At 71.4% G+C, this 19058-nt stretch carries 15 protein-coding genes and 1 pseudogene; 14 read left to right on the plus strand and 2 right to left on the minus strand.

Going from position 1 to position 19058, the window contains the following annotated elements:
• Positions 1-207: 207 nt before the first annotated feature.
• The 4 genes from N7925_RS33900 (at position 208) to N7925_RS33915 (ending at position 4461) form a co-directional block, all read left to right on the plus strand.
• A complete protein-coding gene (locus tag N7925_RS33900; protein WP_274346144.1) occupies positions 208-1455 on the plus strand; it encodes an MFS transporter in 1248 nt (415 codons plus the stop codon).
• 184 nt (positions 1456-1639) lie between these two features.
• Positions 1640-2518, plus strand: coding sequence for a CPBP family intramembrane glutamic endopeptidase (locus tag N7925_RS33905; protein WP_274346145.1), 879 nt, complete (start codon positions 1640-1642; stop codon positions 2516-2518).
• 28 nt (positions 2519-2546) lie between these two features.
• Positions 2547-3764 carry a sensor histidine kinase gene (locus tag N7925_RS33910; RefSeq protein WP_274346146.1) on the plus strand — a complete coding sequence of 406 codons (1218 nt, stop codon included), beginning with the start codon at positions 2547-2549 and terminating at the stop codon, positions 3762-3764.
• A 4-nt stretch (positions 3765-3768) separates the two neighbouring features.
• Positions 3769-4461, plus strand: a complete 693-nt coding sequence (locus N7925_RS33915; protein ID WP_265603341.1) for a response regulator — start codon at positions 3769-3771, stop codon at positions 4459-4461.
• Positions 4462-4509: 48 nt separating this feature from the next.
• On the opposite strand, the gene N7925_RS33920 is transcribed toward N7925_RS33915, so the two are convergent.
• Entirely contained in the window at positions 4510-5616 is a 1107-nt protein-coding gene (locus N7925_RS33920) for a M23 family metallopeptidase (protein WP_274346147.1), read from the minus strand.
• Between the two features lie 575 nt (positions 5617-6191).
• On the opposite strand from N7925_RS33920, the gene N7925_RS33925 reads away from it, so the two are divergent.
• A complete protein-coding gene (locus tag N7925_RS33925) occupies positions 6192-7670 on the plus strand; it encodes an aminopeptidase P family protein (protein ID WP_443032319.1) in 1479 nt (492 codons plus the stop codon).
• 102 nt (positions 7671-7772) lie between these two features.
• Positions 7773-9215: an aminopeptidase P family protein gene (locus tag N7925_RS33930; protein ID WP_274346149.1), complete on the plus strand. Its 1443-nt coding sequence runs from the start codon at positions 7773-7775 to the stop codon at positions 9213-9215.
• Between the two features lie 195 nt (positions 9216-9410).
• Here N7925_RS33930 and N7925_RS33935 read toward each other — a convergent pair whose 3' ends face one another.
• Positions 9411-9944 carry an EF-hand domain-containing protein gene (locus N7925_RS33935; protein WP_265603345.1) on the minus strand — a complete coding sequence of 178 codons (534 nt, stop codon included), beginning with the start codon at positions 9942-9944 and terminating at the stop codon, positions 9411-9413.
• A gap of 298 nt (positions 9945-10242) precedes the next feature.
• Here N7925_RS33935 and N7925_RS33940 point away from each other — a divergent pair, with 298 nt between their 5' ends.
• From N7925_RS33940 to N7925_RS33975, 8 genes and pseudogenes are all read left to right on the plus strand, one after another.
• Positions 10243-11016 (plus strand): helix-turn-helix transcriptional regulator, encoded by a 774-nt coding sequence (locus tag N7925_RS33940; protein WP_274346150.1) that lies wholly within the window; start codon positions 10243-10245, stop codon positions 11014-11016.
• Positions 11017-11216: 200 nt separating this feature from the next.
• Positions 11217-12248, plus strand: a complete 1032-nt coding sequence (locus N7925_RS33945; RefSeq protein ID WP_265603347.1) for an iron-siderophore ABC transporter substrate-binding protein — start codon at positions 11217-11219, stop codon at positions 12246-12248.
• A complete protein-coding gene (locus tag N7925_RS33950; RefSeq protein ID WP_265603348.1) occupies positions 12245-13285 on the plus strand; it encodes a FecCD family ABC transporter permease in 1041 nt (346 codons plus the stop codon). Before N7925_RS33945 ends, N7925_RS33950 begins: the two co-directional genes overlap by 4 nt.
• Positions 13282-14334, plus strand: coding sequence for a FecCD family ABC transporter permease (locus tag N7925_RS33955; RefSeq protein ID WP_265603349.1), 1053 nt, complete (start codon positions 13282-13284; stop codon positions 14332-14334). Before N7925_RS33950 ends, N7925_RS33955 begins: the two co-directional genes overlap by 4 nt.
• Entirely contained in the window at positions 14331-15170 is an 840-nt protein-coding gene (locus tag N7925_RS33960) for an ABC transporter ATP-binding protein (RefSeq protein ID WP_265603350.1), read from the plus strand. The genes N7925_RS33955 and N7925_RS33960 overlap by 4 nt, the downstream gene beginning before the upstream one ends.
• Positions 15171-15318: 148 nt before the next feature.
• Positions 15319-16551: a cytochrome P450 gene (locus N7925_RS33965; RefSeq protein WP_265603351.1), complete on the plus strand. Its 1233-nt coding sequence runs from the start codon at positions 15319-15321 to the stop codon at positions 16549-16551.
• A 22-nt stretch (positions 16552-16573) separates the two neighbouring features.
• Positions 16574-17704 (plus strand): annotated as a pseudogene (locus tag N7925_RS33970) (type III polyketide synthase); the annotation flags it as partial.
• A gap of 99 nt (positions 17705-17803) precedes the next feature.
• Positions 17804-18994 (plus strand): S8 family peptidase, encoded by a 1191-nt coding sequence (locus tag N7925_RS33975; protein WP_274346151.1) that lies wholly within the window; start codon positions 17804-17806, stop codon positions 18992-18994.
• The last annotated feature ends 64 nt before the right edge of the window (positions 18995-19058 follow it).

Here is a 19058-nt window from a genome sequence, read left to right on the forward strand (position 1 = left end):
GGCGTTCGTTCAGGCCGTGCGGGCGCCCGTACGGCCGGCCGGGACCGATGCGAGCGCTTCCCGCACCGCGGGCGGAGGCGGAGCGTGTTCGCTCGGCAGGGCGGGCAGGTGGCGCGCGAACCAGACGGTGAAGACGGGTCCGACCTGCCCGCCACCGCCCCGTTTCCGTACCCCGTCCCCGCACGTGAAAAGGATCCATCGACGCTCATGTCCGTACTCGCGAAGGAATCGGTCGTCCGGGCCCCGGGCATCCCGCCCCTGTTGGTGACGGTGCTGTTCTGCTTCTCCGGATTCGCCCTCCTGCTCCCGGTCTCACCGGCGTGGGCCGTCGAGGGAGGGGCCGACGAGTTGGGTGCCGGACTCGTCACCGCCGTCCTGATGGCCGCCACGGTCCTGACCCAGCTGTTCGTCAGAACCACGCTGCGCAGGCTCGGTTGGACCCGCACCCTCGTCCTCGGCGCACTGCTGCTCGGCCTGCCCTCCCTCCTGCAAGCCCTCAGCGACCATCTGCTGCCCGTCCTGCTGACGACCGCCCTGCGGGGAGCGGGCTTCGGCATCGTCACCGTCTGCGGCGCCACCGCCGCGGCCGTACTGGCCCCGGCTGGACGCCAAGGGGCGGTCATCGGCCTCTACGGTCTTGCCGTCGCCCTGCCCCAGGTCGTCCTGACCCCGGCGGCCCCCTGGCTGACCGACACGTTCGCCCTCCCGGCGGTCATCGCCTGCGGCGTGCTCCCCGTCCTCGCGCTGCCCTGGGCGCGCTCCCTCGGCCACGCCGTCGAGGCCCGCGCCGACGGTCCGGCGTCGCCGGGCGGCCCCGCCCGGAACCCCGCATCCGCCGGTGCGGTGCTCCGACGCATCCGGTGGCCTCTCGCCGTGCTGCTCCTGGTCACGGCGGCGGGGGGAGCCGTGCTCACCTTCGCCCCGCAGTTCACCGCCACTCCCGCGCTCGCCGCCACGGGGCTGCTCGCCCTCACCGCCACCGCAGCACTGGCCCGTTGGGGGTGCGGAGCGCTCGCCGACCGGATCGCCCTGCCGCCCATCACCGGAACCCTCGCCCTCACCGCGTGCGCGGGCCTGGCGCTGATCGCGTCCGCCATCGGAACGGACCGCGCCCCCGCCCTGCTGGCCGGCCTGCTTCTCCTGGGGGCGGCGTACGGGGGGCTCCAGAGCCTCACCCTTGTCCAGGCGTTCGACTACGCGGGCGCGGAGAACCGGCACGCCGCCTCGGTCGCGTGGAACATCGGCTACGACGCGGGCACCGGCCTCGGATCACTCATGCTGGGCGTGGCAGCGCACGTGGCCACGTTCTCCACCGGCTTCACCGCCCTGTCCGTGCTGATGGGACTCGCGGGCCTGGCCGTTCTTCTCGCCGGCCACAACAAGCCCGTCGACCCCTCGGGGAGCCGCGGCCCGCGTCCGCCCAGAGCGAAGCGCCTGCCCTTCGACAAGCGCTGAGCTTGTTCTTCCAGCCGGAAGCGGAGGCCACGGAGAACGGAACGGCGACATCGCGCGACTGCTGGCGCCTCCCCCGTGAGAGCTACAGGAGCCGTCCTCGCACGGGTGATCCGCGGACGTCCGCGGATTCCTAGTGTGGTCGTCAGGTCGCCGAGGGGGCGACCCGATTATCGGGGAGGCCACCATGGAAGCGACATCCGCCGTACGGCACAGCGCGGGCTCCGGCCCGGGCAAGGACCGTGGAAGGGGCGGCGGCCGGTTCGGCCGGATCATGCGGTCTCCGCTCGGCTGGATGCTGGCGGGAGTGGTCGGCGTCGGCCTGGTGTCGGGGCTGACGGCGACCGGCCCCGGCCCCGTGCCGGTGCTGGGCGCGGTTGCCGCGGTGGCCGTGTATTACTACGTCATGCGCCGTATGGCACGACGCTCCACACCGGAGATCGCCCGGTCCGGAGCCGCCCGGGAGGTGCTGCTGGGCGGCGGGATCGGCCTGGGCTTCATCCTTGTCTCCGCCCTCCTGATCACGGCGTTCGGGGGCTACTCGTTCACCTGGGCCGGCGACGGACTCATGTCGGTCGTTTGGACCGCGGTCGTGGTGCAGATCGGCGCCGCGGTCACCGAGGAGCTGGTGTTCCGCGGTCTTGCCCTGCAGGCCCTTGAACAGCTGTGGGGCAGCCGGGCCGCCATCGTGATCACCTCGCTGTTCTTCGGTGTCGCCCACCTGGGCGCCCCGGGCGCGAACGCGTGGAGCGGACTGGCGATCGCCCTGGAGGCGGGCGTCCTCCTCGGAGCCGCGTTCTTGTGGCGGCGTAACATCTGGTTCGTCGTGGGGCTGCACTTCGCCTGGAACACCACGCAGCAGCTGCTCGGCATCCCGGTCTCCGGACACCCCCCCGAGGGCCTGTTCACCGTGGACGTCCACGGCTCCGCCCTTCTGACCGGTGGCAGCTTCGGTCTGGAGGCGTCGATCATGCCCGTCCTCACGGGCGTGGCCATCGCCGTTCCGATGCTCGTCCGCGCCCACCGGAGCGGTGGCATCAAGCCCCGTCGAAGCGCGCCCCGTTGAGTCGGGCCGGCTGGAGGAAACTGAAGTGATGTCCCGTCAGGCGATCTGGAGTCCGCCGCTGCTCCGGGTGCCGCTCGACCGGTGGCGGGGGCGGGATGCTCTCGTCAAGGACGGCGTCCTCGCCCTGGCGCTCACCCTGCTGGCCTTCGTGCCGCCCCTGTCTCCGATCGGTGCGCAGATCGGCGATCTGCCCCAGAGGCCGACGGACGTACTGAGCCTCGGGCTGGTCCTGGCCCAGACCGTGCCGCTGGCGGTCCGCCGCAGGTGGCCCGCTGCCTGTCTGGCCGTCATCGCGGGCGCGTTCGCCGTGCACCAGGCGCTGGGCTTCGCGACAACGTTCGCGAGCATGGGTCTGTATCTGGCCCTGTACTCCGCCGGGGCCCACCAGGTCCGCTTCCGGCGCGGCCTGGTCGTCGTGGCGAGTGCGGGTTACGCCGTGCTGGCCGTCGTCCTGAACCGTCTCGGCTCACCGAGCGCGCTACCGGACTACCTCGCGTTCTCCCTGGCTCTGGCCACGGCCTGGCTGGTGGGGAGCACGGTGCGCATGCGGCGGACGGAAGAGGCGAAGCGGCGGCGGCTGGCCGTCGTGGTGGCCACGGCCGCCGAGCGGGCGCGGATCGCCCGCGAGCTGCACGACGTGGTCACCCACCACGTCACGGCCATGGTGGTCCAAGCCGACGCGGCGCAGTTCCTGCTCATGTCTGCGCCGGAACGCGTCGGCGAGGGGCTGACGGCCGTGAGCGGCACCGGCCGCCGGGCGCTGACGGAACTGCGGTACCTGCTCGGTGTTCTGGAGGCGACCGGCGAGGCGGCATCGGCGGACCCGGCGGGTGTGGGCCGGGCACCCGCCCTGGGGCGGGTGGGGGACCTGGTCGAGGAGACCCGCAGGTCGGGTCAGCCGGTCGAGTTCCGCGAGCAGGGTGAGCGGCGGCCGCAGGGCGTGGACGTGGAGCTGGCCGCTTACCGGGTGGTGCAGGAGGCGCTCACCAACGCCTTGAAGCACGCGGCCGGGAAGCCGACACGGGTCCTGCTCCGGCACGGCGACGAGCACCTCGAGATCGTGGTGACCACAGACGGACCCGCCACCGCACCGGGCGCGTGGAAGCCTGGCCCCAAGGGCGGACGAGGGCTGGCCGGGCTGGGTGCTCGGGTGCGGATGCTCGATGGTGAACTGGAGGCCGGTCCCCGGCCCGGAGGCGGGTTCGAGGTCCGTGCAACGATTCCGTCCAAGCCCCTTCAGGAGTGACCTCGTGAGCGATACGCCGCCACCGACCCGTGTGCTCGTCTGCGACGACCAGGCGCTCGTGCGGACCGGCTACGTCACCATCTTCTCCGCGCAGCCCGACATGCAGGTCGTCGGGGAGGCCGAGAACGGCCACGAAGCGGTCCGGGCCGCGCGGCTGCTGCGTCCCGACGTGGTCGTGATGGACATCCGGATGCCCCTGCTCGACGGCATCGAGGCGACGCGACAACTGGCCGGTCCCGGTGGCGAAGACGCACCCAAGGTACTGGTCGTCACCACGTTCAACGTCGATGCCTACGTCTACGACGCGTTGCGTGCCGGAGCGAGCGGGTTCCTCCTCAAGGACGCGCCTCCGGCGGAGCTGGTCAACGGTATCCGGACCGTCGCCCGGGGCGAGGCCCTGCTGGCGCCCGCCGTCACCCGCCGGCTCATCGGCCACTTCGCCCAGCATCTGCGGCCGGCCGAGGCCTCCCGGCCGGCCAGACAGGACGTCGTGCGTGCGCTGGCCCCCCGCGAGCTGGAAGTACTCCAACTGATCGCGGAGGGGCTGTCGAACGCGGAAATCGCCGTGTCGATGTACATCACGCCTGAGACCGTCAAGACCTACGTGTCGCGCATCCTGGCCAAACTCGGCCTGCGCGACCGTGTCCAGGCCGTCGTCCTCGCCTACCGGGTCGGACTGGTGCCCGGCAGCCCGTGACCGGCCTGGGCGTGCGCTCGGGTGCTGCGGGTCCGTTTCACGAACTGGTCAGCCGGTGCGGTTGTAGATCGCCGTACCGGGGCAGGCGGTGACGCCCGAGCGGGTTGCGCAGCCGGTGTACTGGCTTGAGCCGTTCCACCAGGCCCAGCCGCCGATGGTGCGGCCGTTGAGCCAGGTGTACTGGCCGTTGTAGTTGGCGTCGTACGTGCGCAGGCTCCAGTGGACGTGGGCTCCGGTCGCGGCTCCGCCGGCACAGGTGTCGGTGCCGATGGTGCCGAGCAGGGCGCTGCGGGCGATCGATGTTCCGTTGTAGTAGGTGGTGTTCCACATGTGGTAGTAGTCCGTCGAGAAGCCGCCGGGGTGGATCACTCTGGTCCAGCCGCCTCCGGCACCGCACATCGAGGTCGCTGTCCCCTCCCGGGACGAGCGGACCCGCCCGCTGGCGTTGCCTCCCGCGAAGTCGAGGCTGCTCCAGTAGCCCGTCGAGCCGGTGTGGGAGTGTGCCCCGCCGGTGAGAGTCATGTAGTGGTCGGGCATCCAGGGAAGCAGCAATCCGTTGGTGTTGGCGGCCGTGGTCCCCACCGACGGCGTCTCCTGCTGCGGAGCCGCCTTGCGCTGAGCGTACGCCGTCATGGTCCGCCGCTCCGCCTTGCCGACCAGCGGAGACTTGGCCACGTGATCGGCGAACTCGCGGTCGCCCTCAAGGCCCGAGACCCATTGCCCGTCCTTGCGGTGAGCGATGTAGAGCCAGCCCTCCGGCTCGCCGTGGTGGGTGCGGGGCGCTTCGACGTACGCGACGCCACGAGCCCAGCCGGCCGAGACGGTGCGGACGTCGACGACCACCTTGCGGCTCTCGTCGGCGAGTTTGGTGACGGCGGCTTCCGGGGTGAGGCCCTTGGCTTCGTGGGACCGGGAGAGGACGTCCGTGGAGACGGCGTCTATCAGCGCCTGCCGGCCGGTGCCGAGGCGGTTGGCCACCGCGGACGGCATCTTCACGGTGACATCGGAGGAAGACGACTGGGCGGCGGTTGCCGGAGCCCCGGCAGGTGTTGCGGCCGAGTCGCGGAAGGCCGCCGTCGCCGAGGGCGCGGTGGCGAGCAGGCCGATGGCGGCGAGGGTGGCGACGGTGGTTCTCACGGACAGCTTGGAGAGCACGGGAGGTGTGTCCCTTCTGGACGAGAGGGGCCTGACAGGTCGACAGGGGTGAGAGCGGGGTGGAACGCGCGCGGCCACACCACAGGAGAAGAAGGACAACGTTGAAATGGCATGTCCGCACCAAAATCTATGCGCGTAGCATACGGGTCTCCGGCCACCCGCAACAGATCAAGTGACTGTGGAATCAGCTCAGATGGCGAGCGCGAGCGACGGGGGCGGTGACAGCCCGGGCGGGGCTGTCCCGGAAGAAACCGCCACGAGTGCCGGGTCCGCCCAGCGACAAATGACGCAAGAGTGCCCGCGCGATTCCATACATGTGTATGAAGTGGGGATGTGGGCGGGCTGCAAGAGTGCGGTCCACGGTAAGCAGCCGTACTGCCCAGGGAGTTGAGCTTGCCCAAGTCGGCGCTGCCCGGGCCGTGGGGGCCTGTGCCGAAGCGGCGTGGACGATCGGGCTCACCGCACGCCCCCGCGCTCGCCCCGACCCGAGGCGTGCGGCCGGCGACGCCGTTGCCGCGACGGGCGCGCTCCTGGAGGTCGTCCGGTTGGTTCCCCGAAGGGCATGGACCTCTGCGATGGAAAGGAACAGCGTGACGGATTCGCATCAGGAGGACGTCGTGGCCGGTGAGACGGATGAGAACAGAACACGGAAGAACGGCCTTTACGCGGACGTGAGTTCCGAGCTCGCCGAGAACATGAGGCAGGGCTGGGCCGACACCGAGCGCCGCGACGTCGAGCCCATCGCCCAGGCGGCGCACACCGCGAGGCGTCGGGCGGCACTCTCCGCGCTGTTTCCCGGTGAACTGCTGGTGGTACCGGCCGGCAACCCGAAGGTGCGTGCCAACGACACGGACTATCCGTTCCGGCCGTCCTCCGACTACGTCTACCTGACGGGTGATCAATCCCAGGACTCCGTACTGGTCCTGGAGCCCGGTGCGGACGGTGAGCACCGGGCGATCGCCTATCTGCTTCCCCGTTCGGACCGCGAGACCGGGGAGTTCTGGCTCGACTACCACGGTGAGCTCTGGGACGGCCGTCGCAACAGTCTCACCGAGAACGAGCGGCTCCTGGGCCTGCCCTGCCGTGATGTCCGCACGCTGACCGAGCGGCTCGCCGCGGCCACCGGCCCGGTCCGTCTGCTGCGCAACTACGATGCCGGCGTCGACGCCGCCCTGGACGACAAGGTGACCGCCGAGCGCGACACCGAGTTCCGTGCCGCCCTGTCCGAGATGCGCCTGCGCAAGGACGAGTTCGAGATCGCGGACCTGCGTCACGCCTGTCAGGCGACGGCGCGTGGCTTCGAGGACGTGGTGCGCGTTCTCGGCACGGACACGCCGACCGCGGAGCGGGTCATCGAGGGCACGTTCTGGATGCGTGCGCGGACCGAGGGCAACGACGTGGGTTACGCGTCGGTCTGCGCCGCGGGGCCGCACGCCACGACGCTGCACTGGGTCCGCAACGACGGCGAGACCCGGCCGGGCGAACTGCTGCTGATCGACGCCGGAGTGGAGAGCCGTCATCTCTACACCGCCGATGTCACCCGCACCCTGCCGGTCGACGGCCGTTTCACGCCGGTCCAGCGCAAGGTGTACGACGCGGTGTACGAGGCGCAGTCGGCCGGCATCGCCGCGGTCAGGCCCGGTGCGAAGTACCGCGACTTCCACCACGCCGCTCAGCGGGTGCTGACCGAGCACCTCGCCTCCTGGGGCCTGTTCGGTGAGCGGTCGGTGGACGAGGCGTACGAACTCGGGCTCCACCGCCGCTGGACGCTGGCCGGCACGGGCCACATGATCGGCCTGGACGTCCACGACTGCGCGAAGGCCCGTACCGAGCTGTACGTGGACGGGACGCTGGAGGCGGGCATGGTGCTCACCGTCGAGCCCGGCCTGTACTTCCAGTCGGACGACCTGACGGTGCCCGAGGAGCTCCGCGGCATCGGCGTGCGGATCGAGGACGATTTCCTGGTCACCGACGAGGGCAACGAGAACCTCTCGGCCGGCCTTCCCCGGGCGGCCGACGAAGTGGAGGCGTGGATGGCCCGGCTTCGCGGCTGACATCGGCCGCCGCGGCCCCTCGGGGGCGCGGCTCGAACAGGCGCGTTCTCCCGGTGGAGTGAGGACGCGGCACCACGGAACGGTATGACGGGGAGGCGTGCGATGGAACGGCAGGACGGCCCGCGCGGGGCACGGAGTCACGATCGTCGAGCACCGGCGGCGGTGGCGGAGGTCTTTCGGCAGGGGTGGGCGGACACGGACAGGAGGCTTCGGCCCGTCTCCGGAGCCGCATACGCGGCCAAGCGGCGTGCGGCGGTGTCCGAGCGGTTCCCCGGAGAGCGGATCGTCGTCCCGTCGGGCGGGCTCAAGGCCCGCAGCAACGACTTCGACTACGCCTTCCGGCCGCATTCCGCCTACATCCACCTCACGGCCGAGCAGGGGACGGGGGCGGTGCCGGACAGTGTGCTCGTCTTCGAGCCCACCGGCAGCGGACACGAGGTGACCCTGTTCACCCGGCCCCGGTCACCGCGCGATGCCGGTCCGTCCGGTGCGGAGTTCTACAGCGACCGGCAGCACGGCGAGTTCTGGGTCGGCCGGCGCCGGACGCTCCGGGAGACCGCCGAAGCCCTCGGCGTCGAGGCGGTCGCCCGGGAGGGGCTGGAGCGGGCACTCGGCGGTGGCGTCCCGACCCGGGTGGTGCGCGGCGAGGACGCGGTCGTCGACGCGACTGTCCCGCCGTCCGCGCCGGCCGACGCCGAGCTGCTCGCCTTCCTGTCGGAGTCGCGGCTGGTCAAGGACGCGTGGGAGATCGAGCAGCTGCGCGCCGCCGTGGGGCACACGGTCGCCGGCTTCCACGACGTCGTCGGTGAACTGCCCCACGCCACCCGCCTCGCACGCGGGGAGCGGTGGGTGGAGGGCACCTTCAACCGGCGCGCCCGGCTGGAGGGTTACGGCCTGGGGTTCGAGACCATCGCGGCGGCCGGCGCGCACGCGTGCGTGCTGCACTGGATGCACAACGACGGCCCGGTACGGGAGGGGGAGCTGCTCCTGCTGGACGCGGGCGTCGAGGCCGATTCGTTCTACACCGGGGACGTCACCCGGACGTTGCCGGTCGGCGGGCGCTTCACGGACGTGCAGCGCCGCGTCTACGACCTGGTGTTCGCCGCCCAGTCGGCGGGCATCGCCGCCCTGCGGCCCGGTGCCCCGTACGGCGCCTTCCACGACGCCGCGACGCGCGTCATCGCCGAGGGGCTCGACGCCTGGGGCCTGCGGCCCGGTGGCGCGGCGGTCCCGCACGAGTCGGAGCTCTACCGCCGGTACACCGTATGCGGTACTGGTCACATGCTCGGCCTCGACTGCCACGACTGCGCTGCCGCCCGCAGCGAGACCTACCTGGGCGGTGTGCTGGAGGAAGGGCACGTGCTCACCGTCGAGCCCGGGCTGTACTTCCAGCCCGACGACCTGACGATCCCCGAGGAACTGCGTGGCATCGGTGTGCGGATCGAGGACGACTTCGTCATCACCGCCGACGGCGCGCTGTGTCTCTCGTCGGGCCTGCCACGCGACGCGGACGGGGTCGAGGCGTGGATGGACGCGTCGCGGTGAGAACGCGCCGCCCGCTGGTCGACCAGGTCTTCGAAGAGCTGCGGCAGGTGCGGGTGGATCGCGGGGATGCCGCAGCCTGACCTCCCGCACCGCTCTGCTGGTCACGGACATGGACGCCCGGCTCGACCGGGGCACGGCCCCGGCCGTGCCCCGCTCCCTCGTGCCGGGAAGTCCTGGCGCCCACGTCGGGGACGGTCAGACGGCGGTGCCGACGACCAGGTGGTCGCCGGGGATGCCGGCCTTGCCCGGCGCGTAGTAGTCCTTGATCCCGGCGACCCACGTCTCCACCCGGATCCGGTCCCCGTCGTTCGGCTCGAAGGCGTCGAAGAGAGCGTCGATGTTCGCGGGCTCGAACCCGATGGCCGTCATCAGCGCCATGAACAGCGGGCGCTCGATCAGACCGTCGCCGTCCGGGTCGCCGAGCGCGGCCAGTGCCTCGGCGAACGCCCCGACGGTCGCGTCGAACCGCTCCGGCGACAGCACGCAGGCGGTGAACTCCTCGAAGCTGACCTCGCCGTCGCCATCGGCGTCGAGCTCGGTGCGCAGCGTCGTCCAGTACCGCCGGAACGCCGCGCGCATCGCGTCCTGCGCCGCCCGGTCCGACGCGTGCGCCTCCCGGACGACGCGGTCGGCCATGAGGTCGAAGTCGTCCGCCTCCAGGACGCCGTTGGCGTTGGCGTCGAACAGGGAGAAAACGAGCGTGACCCGCCTGGTGGCCTCAATGCCCATGAATCCGTCACCTTTCTCCGCATGTCACGTTCCCTCCGACCGCGGCCCGGTGCCCGGTCGGCCCACCCACTGTCCGCCGAGGAGCGGCGTCCACGGCGAAAGCCGTGGTTCTTTCACCTGAAGGACGTAAAGGACCTGCGTAAACGTCGAGTTGAGGCAGAAGGAGGGGCTCGCTGGATCCGAGCGCCCCCGGCCTCCAAGGGCTGTCCCGCCGGGAAGAGGGGAGCAGCCCTTAGGCTGAGCCGATGCGCGTCCCGTCCGCCGCGAGCGGCCCCCGTACGAGAGAGGTCCACCTTCGATGACCAGGGAGACCCGGACGCTGCCCGCGTTCGCTCCCGGTTCGGTGGACACCCCCTTCGTCATCGCCGGCTACGACGAGGTCGTCACCCACGACACGCTCTGGGACGCGCACTCCCACGCCTTCCATGAACTGCTCTGGAACGAGCGCGGCGCCTCCACCGCGGTGGTCGGGAGCCGGATCTGGACGATCACCCCGGCCTTGGGCCTGTGGATGCCCGCGGGGACCCTGCACGGGGGATCGGCGACCGCCGGAACCTGGTTCCGGGCGAGCTTCTTCGGCTTCCGCACCACCGCGTCGATCTCCGCCACTCCGGTCGCCGTCGAGATCACCCCGCTGTTGCGCCTGCTGCTGGAACGGCTCGGCGAACCCGGACTCCCGGCTGCCTCGCGCGCCGCGACCGAGGCGCTGGTGCTCGACGTCCTCGTACCGTCGCCCCGCGAGCTGCTCGTGCGGATCCCGGCCTCCGAGCTGCTTCGCCCGATCGCCGACGCGGTGCGCGAGGACCCGGCCGACCGGCGGACGCTGGCGGACTGGGCGTCCGCCCTCGGCGTCAGCGCCCGCACGGTCACCCGGGCGTTCACCAGCGAGACGGGCACGAGCTTCGTGCGCTGGGTGGCAGCGGTCCGCGCCCAGCACGCCATCGGCCTGCTGGCCCGGGGATGGGACGTGGAGGCGGTGGCCGAACAGGTCGGCTACCGCTCGGCGAGCGCGTTCGGCGCCGCCTTCCGGCGGACGACCGGCCTCACCCCGGGAGCCTTCCGGCCGGAATGACCGCCGGGCCCCCTGTCCGTATCGCTACAGGGCATGTCCTAAACGGTTGATTGCGACAGTCGGGTCGATTCTCATAGGGTTCGAAGGCAAGCCTTACCTAAGCCGACGACGCACGCACCGCGCACCGATCCATGACGGCTGCGCACGCCCGGACGTGCGAGAAGCGGCACCCCGACATCCGGAAAGCCGGGTACACACCCATGTCTTCACACCGCCTCCGCCTGCTCGTCGTGGCGGCCGCCCTCGTCTCCGTCTCCGCCTGCGGCGGGACCACCGACGCCGGGAACGAGAACGACGAAAGCCGTTCCGGCGGGTTTCCCCTGACCGTCGAGCACGCCCTGGGCAAGACGACCATCCCGGCGAAGCCGAAGCGCGTCGCGACCGTCAACTGGGCCAACCACGAAGTGCCGCTCGCGCTCGGCGTCGTGCCCGTCGGCATGGCCGCGGCCAATTTCGGCGACGACAACGACGACGGCGTGCTGCCCTGGGTCGAGGAGAAGCTCGACGAGCTGAAGGCCAGGACGCCGGTGCTCTTCGACGAGACCGACGGCATCGACTTCGAGGCCGTGGCGGACACGAAGCCGGACGTCATCCTGGCCGCGTACTCGGGTCTGACCAAGAAGGACTACGAGACCCTCAGCGAGATCGCCCCCGTCGTCGCCTACCCGGACGCCGCCTGGGCGACGCCCTGGCGCGAGATCATCCGGACGAACAGCACGGCGATCGGGCTGGCCGAGGCGGGCGAGAAGCTGATCAAGAAGCTCGACGGAGACATAGCGAAGACCGCCGCGAAGTACCCGCAGCTCAAGGGCGTGTCGGCGATGTTCATGACGCACGTCGACCCCAACGACGTCAGCCAGGTGGGCTTCTACACCGCCCACGACACCCGCACACAGTTCTTCCAGGACCTCGGCATGAAGATCCCCGGGTCCATCGCGAAGGCGTCCGAGGGCACGAAGAAGTTCGCCCTCACCAAGAGCGCCGAGCAGATCGACGCGTTCGACGACGTCGACATCATCACCGGCTACGGCGACGACACCGGCGAGCTGCTGAAGACGATCACCAAGGACCCGCTGCTCTCGAAGATCCCCGCCGTCGAGCGAGGCTCCGTCTACCTCCTGCCCGGCACCAGCCCGCTGGCCACGGCCGCCAACCCGACGCCGCTGTCGATCAGCTATGTGCTGGACGACTACGCCGCCGCGCTCGCCAAGGCCGCGGACAAGGTCAAGTGACCGAGCCCGACACCCGTACCCCGCCGGACGTCGTCACCAGGCGTCCGGCGGGCGTGCGCCTGCTGTGGGTCCTCCTCTCCGTGCTCGCCCTGGCCGCCGTCATGGTCGCGTCCGTCGCCATCGGCTCCCGCGACGTCCCCTGGTCCGACGTCGTCGCGGCGCTCGGCGGCGCGGACGACACCCTGGGCCGGGCGGCGGCGGCGAAGCGCATCCCCCGTACCGTCCTCGCCGTCGTCATCGGCGCCGCACTCGGCCTCGCGGGCGGCGTGATGCAAGGCGTGACGCGTAACCCGCTGGCCGATCCGGGCATCCTCGGCGTCAACATGGGGGCTTCCCTCGCCGTCGTCACAGCGGTCGCGTTCTTCGGGCTCACCTCGCCGACCGGATACATCTGGACCGCCGTCCTGGGCGCGGCCCTCGCCGCGCTGTTCGTCTACACCGTGGGAACCCTCGGCAGAGGAGGGGCGACCCCCCTCAAGCTGGCACTCGCCGGAGCCGCCACGTCCGCGGCCTTCGCCTCGCTCGTCAGCGCGGTCATCCTGCCGCGCAACGACATCGCCGGAAGTTTCAAGCTCTGGCAGATCGGCGGCGTCGGCGGCGCGTCCTTCGAACGCATCGGCCAGGTCATGCCGTTCCTCGCGGTCGGCTTCGCCGTCTGCCTGCTGTCGGCCCGCGCGCTCAACTCGCTGGCGCTGGGCGACGAGTTGGCGGCCGGACTCGGTGAACGCGTCGCCGTGGCCCGGGCCGTGGCCGCCCTCGGCGCCGTACTGCTCTGCGGAGCGGCCACCGCCGTCGCCGGACCGATCGGCTTCGTCGGCCTCGTCGTCCCGCACACCTGCCGGCTGCTCGTCGGCGTCGACCACCGCTGGCTCCTGCCGCTCTCCACGGTGCTCGGCGCGGTCCTGCTCACCGCCGCCGACGTCGTCGGCCGGATCGTGGCACGCCCCTCGGAGATCGACGTCGGCATCGTGACCGCACTGATCGGGGCCCCCTTCTTCATCTACATCGTCCGCCGACAGAAGGTACGTGCCCTGTGAGCGCCCCCGTCCTCACCCGGCGGCCGTCCGTCGAGGCCGCCACCCGCCGTCGCGTGCGCGGCGCCTCGCGCCGCCGCCGGGTCGTCCTGGCGCTGCTGGTCCTCGTCCTCGCCGCGTTCGCCGTGACGCTCATGGCGGGCCGGACCTTCTACCCGCCCGGAGACGTGCTCCGGGTGATCCTCGGGGAGCAGGTGCCGGGCGCGTCGTTCACGGTGGGCCGGCTGCGGCTACCCCGCGCGGTCCTCGCTCTGGTGGCCGGATTCAGCTTCGGCCTGGCCGGGGTCACCTTCCAGACCATGCTCCGCAACCCGCTCGCCAGCCCCGACATCATCGGCATCAGCTCCGGGGCGAGCGCCGCCGCGGCCATCGCCATCGTGACCCTGTCGCTCGGCGAGGTCCAGGTCTCCGTCCTCGCCATCGCCGCCGGCCTGGGGGTCGCCCTGCTGGTGTACTCCCTGGCGTTCAAGGGCGGCGTCGTCGGCACCCGGCTCATCCTGATCGGCATCGGGATCTCCGCGATGCTCGACAGCGTCACCTCCTACGTCCTGTCCCGGGCCGCCGAATGGGACCTTCAGGAGGCGATGCGCTGGCTGACCGGCAGCCTCAACGGAGCCACCTGGGACCAGGTGGTCCCCGCGCTCGTCGCGGCGGCCGCCCTCACCCCGCTGCTGCTGGGCCAGGCCCGTAACCTCTCCGCGCTCCAGCTCGGCGACGACACCGCCTCCGCCCTCGGCGTACGGGTGGAACGCACCCGGATCACGGTGATCGTCGCCGCCGTCGGGCTGATCGCCTTCGCCACGGCGGCGGCCGGCCCCATCGCGTTCGTGGCGTTCCTCTCCGGGCCCATCGCGGCCCGGATCACCGGGGCGGGCGGCTCCCTGCTGGTGCCCGCCGGGCTCGTCGGCTCGCTGCTCGTCCTCGTCGCCGACTTCACCGGCCAGTTCGCCTTCGGCGAGCGCTACCCGGTCGGCGTCGTCACCGGCGTCCTCGGAGCCCCCTACCTCGTCTACCTGATCATCCGCACCAACCGGGCGGGAGGCTCGCTATGACCACGCACCACCGACTGACCGCCGAAGGACTCACCCTCGGCTACGGCGACCGCACCGTCGTCGACTCCCTCGACCTGGCCGTACCGCCCGGCCGGATCACCGTGATCGTCGGCGCCAACGCCTGCGGCAAGTCGACGCTACTGCGTTCCATGTCCCGGCTGCTCGCCCCCCGGGCCGGCCGTGTCGTCCTGGACGGCAAGGAGGTGCACCGGCTGCCCGCCAAGGAGCTGGCCCGCACCCTCGGCCTGCTGCCGCAGTCGCCCGTCGCGCCCGAGGGCATCACCGTCTCCGACCTCGTCGGCCGGGGCCGCCACCCCCACCAGTCCGTCTTCTCCCGCTGGAACGAGAAGGACGACGCCGCCGTGGCCGCCGCCCTGGAGGCCACCCACACCGAACCCCTCGCCGAGCGCGCGGTGGACGAACTCTCCGGCGGCCAGCGCCAGCGTGTCTGGATCGCGATGGCCCTCGCCCAGCAGACCGATCTGCTGCTGCTCGACGAGCCGACCACCTTCCTCGACGCCAGCCACCAGATCGAGGTCCTCGACCTCCTGACCGACCTGAACCGCTCGCGCTCCACCACCATCGTGATGGTCCTGCACGACCTCAACCTCGCCGCCCGGTACGCGGACCACCTGATCGCCCTGGCCGACGGCGGGCTCCACGCGTCCGGCACCCCGGCCGAGGTGCTGACGGAGGAGACCGTACGGGTGGTGTTCGACCTCGACAGCCGCATCATCGAGGACCCCGTGTCGGGCCGGCCCCTGATGCTCCCGATCGGCCGTCACCACGTCCTGGACCGGGCCGAGGCACTGAGCGCCAGGGAGGCGACCGCGTGAGCGCGGGGGCGTGCGCCCCCCTGATCGACTGACTGCCGTGTGTCACTGACATGTTTCGGAGAGTGACGGGGCACACAGGGTAGGTCGGGTGCCGGGTCCCGGTCCGGCACTCGCCCTTTTCCTCGAAGCGGTCATTGGGAGAACCTCGGTGGAGAACACCTCGGTGCAGAACTCGGTGCAGAACAAGGAAACCGTCCGGAACTGTCCTTTCGACTACGCGCAGCAGCTGGAGTTCGACCCCCAGCTCAGGCAATTGCTGACCGAGGAGCCGGTGTCCCGCATCCGTATGGCGTACGGAGAGGGCGAGGCCTGGCTGGTCACCCGCTACGAGGACGTCCGGACGGTCACCACCGACCGGCGGTTCAGCCGCAGCGCCGTCCTCGGCCGTGACTTCCCCCGGATGACGCCGGAGCCGATCGTGCAGGCGGAGTCCATCAACCTCATGGACCCGCCCGCCAGCAGCCGGCTGCGCGGCCTGGTCGCCAAGAGCTTCACCCCGCGTCGTGTCGAGCAGATGCGCGGCGGGACCCAGGGTGTGGTGGACCGGCTGCTGGACGAGATGGAGGAGGAGGGTTCACCGGCCGACTTCGTCGCCCGGGTCTCCGCGCCCCTGCCGCTGATCACCATCTGCGAGGCACTCGATATCCCCGAGGCCGACCGTCCCTGGCTCCGGGCCCACGCCATGACCATGATGAACGTCGGGGCCGCGGGCAAGGAGGACGCGGTTCGAGCCAAGGCGGAGCTGCGCGGCTACTTCCAGGAGCTGACCGCACAGCGGCGCCGCTCCCCGGGCGAGGACCTCATCAGCACCCTGGCCACCGCCAGGGACGGCGACGAACTGCTGGACGACGACGAGCTGGCCGTCATGGCGATGGTCCTGCTCATCACCGGCCAGGACACCACGACCTACCAGCTCGGCAACATCGCCTACACCCTGCTCACCCGCCCGGACCTCATGCGGTCCCTCCGGGCCGAACCGCAGCGGCTGCCCCGCACCCTGGAGGAGCTGCTGCGCCACATCCCCTTCCGCAAGGGCGTCGGCATCCCGCGCATCGCGCTGGAGGACGTGGAGCTCTCCGGAGTCCTCATCAAGGCCGGCGACGTGGTGCACGTGTCCTATCTGACGGCCAACCGGGACTCCGCCAAGTTCGACCGTCCCGACGAGCTGGATCCCGACCGGCCGACCATCCCCCACATGACGTTCGGCTGGGGCGCCCACCACTGCCTGGGCGCACCGCTGGCCACCATGGAACTGGAAGTGGCCTTCTCCACGCTGCTGACCCGCTTCCCGGCCCTGCGTCTGGACGTGCCGCCCGCGGACGTCTCGTGGAACACGACGTCCATCTGGCGTTACCCGCTCGCCCTGCCCGTCACATGGTGACGAGAGCCTTCGCTCCAGAGAACGAGGAGAACCCATGGCGACCCTGTGCCGACCGGCCATCGCTGTGCCCGAGCACGTCATCACGATGCAGCAGACCCTCGACCTGGCCCGGGAGACCCACGCCGGGCACCCGCAGCGCGAGCTCGTCCTGAGGCTCATCAAGAACACCGGCGTCCAGACCCGGCACCTCGTGCAGCCCATCGAGAAGACCCTGCGGCACCCCGGATTCGAGGCGCGCAACCAGGTCTACGAGGCCGAGGCCAAGACCCGGGTCCCCGAAGTCGTCCGGCAGGCGCTCGCCAACGCCGAGACCGATCCGTCCGAGATCGATCTGATCGTCTACGTCTCCTGCACGGGCTTCATGATGCCCTCGCTGACCGCGTGGATCATCAACAGCATGGGCTTCAGACCCGAGACCCGCCAACTGCCCATCGCCCAGCTCGGCTGCGCGGCGGGCGGCGCGGCGATCAACCGCGCGCACGACTTCTGCCTGGCCTACCCCGATTCCAACGTCCTCATCGTCTCCTGCGAGTTCTGCTCGCTGTGCTACCAGCCCACCGACATCGGGGTCGGCTCGCTGCTCTCCAACGGGCTCTTCGGCGACGCCATCTCCGCAGCCGTCGTACGGGGGCAGGGCGGCACCGGCATGCGCCTGGAGCGCAACGGCTCCCACCTGGTGCCCGACACCGAGGACTGGATCTCCTACGCCGTCCGCGACACCGGGTTCCACTTCCAGCTGGACAAGCGGGTCCCGGGCACCATGGAGATGCTCGCCCCGGTGCTCCTGGACCTGGTCGACCTGCACGGCTGGTCCGTCCCGAACATGGACTTCTTCATCGTGCACGCGGGCGGACCGCGCATCCTGGACGACCTCTGCCACTTCCTGGACCTGCCGCCCGAGATGTTCCGCTACAGCCGGGCCACCCTCACCGAACGCGGCAACATCGCCAGCTCCGTCGTCTTCGACGCACTGGCGCGGCTCTTCGACGACGGCGGAGCCGCCGAGTCCGCGCAGGGGCTCATCGCCGGCTTCGGGCCCGGTATCACCGCCGAAGTGGCCGTGGGAAGTTGGGCGAAGGACGACCTCCGGGCGGAGGTCGGACACGACCTCGACGGGCTGGAGCTGACGGCGGGCGTTGCGCTGTCCGGCTGAACCCGCTAAGGCGACCGACGGGCGGGGACGAAGGAACGGGTGTTCGCGCTTCGCGGACGCACTTGCTCCGTGACCGGATCCCCACCTCTAGGAGAACGCATGCGCCTGCCCGCCCGATGGGCCACGGCCGCCCTGCTGCTGATCGCACCGCTGATCGGCGCACCCGCCACGGCCTCGGCCGACAGCGGACCGGAAGGGGTTCTGGTGGAGCAGTCCACCCGGGCCGTACCCGGGCAGTACATCGTCACCCTGAAGCCCGAACTCTCGCCGGACACCGTCCTGCGGGAGTTCGGGCTCGACCCGCTGTTCCGTTACGGAAACGCTCTGCACGGCTTCGCCGCCACGCTCACCGCCACCGAACTCCAAGCGGTCCGGACCGTTCCCGGCGTCCTCGCCGTCGAGGAGAACGCCGAGGTGACCGTCCCTGCGCCCACCGCCGCGAACCTGCTGCGGGCCCCCGCGGCCGGCTGGGGCACCGACCGCATCGACCAGCGCGCCCTGCCACTGGACGACACCTTCACCACCACGGCCACCGGCAAGGGAGTGAAGGCGTACGTCGTCGACACCGGGATCGACGCCGCACACAGCGAATTCGGCGGCCGGGTGGTGAACGGGTACGACGCCGTCGGGGACGGCCGCTCCGGCATGGACTGCAACGGGCACGGCACGCACGTGGCGGGCACGGTCGGCGGCGCGACGTCCGGCGTGGCGAAGGACGCCTCGCTGGTCAACGTGCGCGTCCTGAACTGTGAGGGCCAGGGCACCTGGGCCGGCATCCTCGCCGGGTTCGACTGGGTCGCCAAGGACGCCGCGCGCAGTGGTGTCCCCGCCGTGCTGAACGCCTCGCTCGGCGGCGACCGCTCCACGGCGGTCGACGCGGCGGTCGAGGCGGTCGCCGACGCGGGCGTGCTGCCCGTCGTGGCCGCGGGCAACGACAACCGGGACGCATGCGACGTCTCCCCGGCCGCCGCGGACGGTGTGCTCACCGTCGGGGCGAGCGACCGGCAGGACCGGGAGACCTCCTTCAGCAACTGGGGCTCCTGCCTCTCGCTCTATGCCCCCGGCGCCGACATCGTCTCCGCCCGCCTCGGCGGCGGCACCGTCTCGCTGAACGGCACCTCCATGGCCAGCCCGCACGTCGCGGGCGTCGCGGCGCTCTACAAGGAGGGCAACCCCTCGGCCTCTCCCGCCGCGGTCTCCCGGTGGCTGACGGACACGGCCACCCCGGACGTGCTCTCCGCTCTCGGTCAGGGCTCGCCCGACCTGCTGCTGTACACCGGCGGCCTCTGACGATCCGTCGGACAGCCGGAACGGCGGCTCGTCCGCAGGGCGGGGAGCGGTGACCGTGCGACGG

The sequence above is a fragment of the Streptomyces sp. CA-278952 genome (genome assembly GCF_028747205.1).
Classification (GTDB): domain Bacteria; phylum Actinomycetota; class Actinomycetes; order Streptomycetales; family Streptomycetaceae; genus Streptomyces.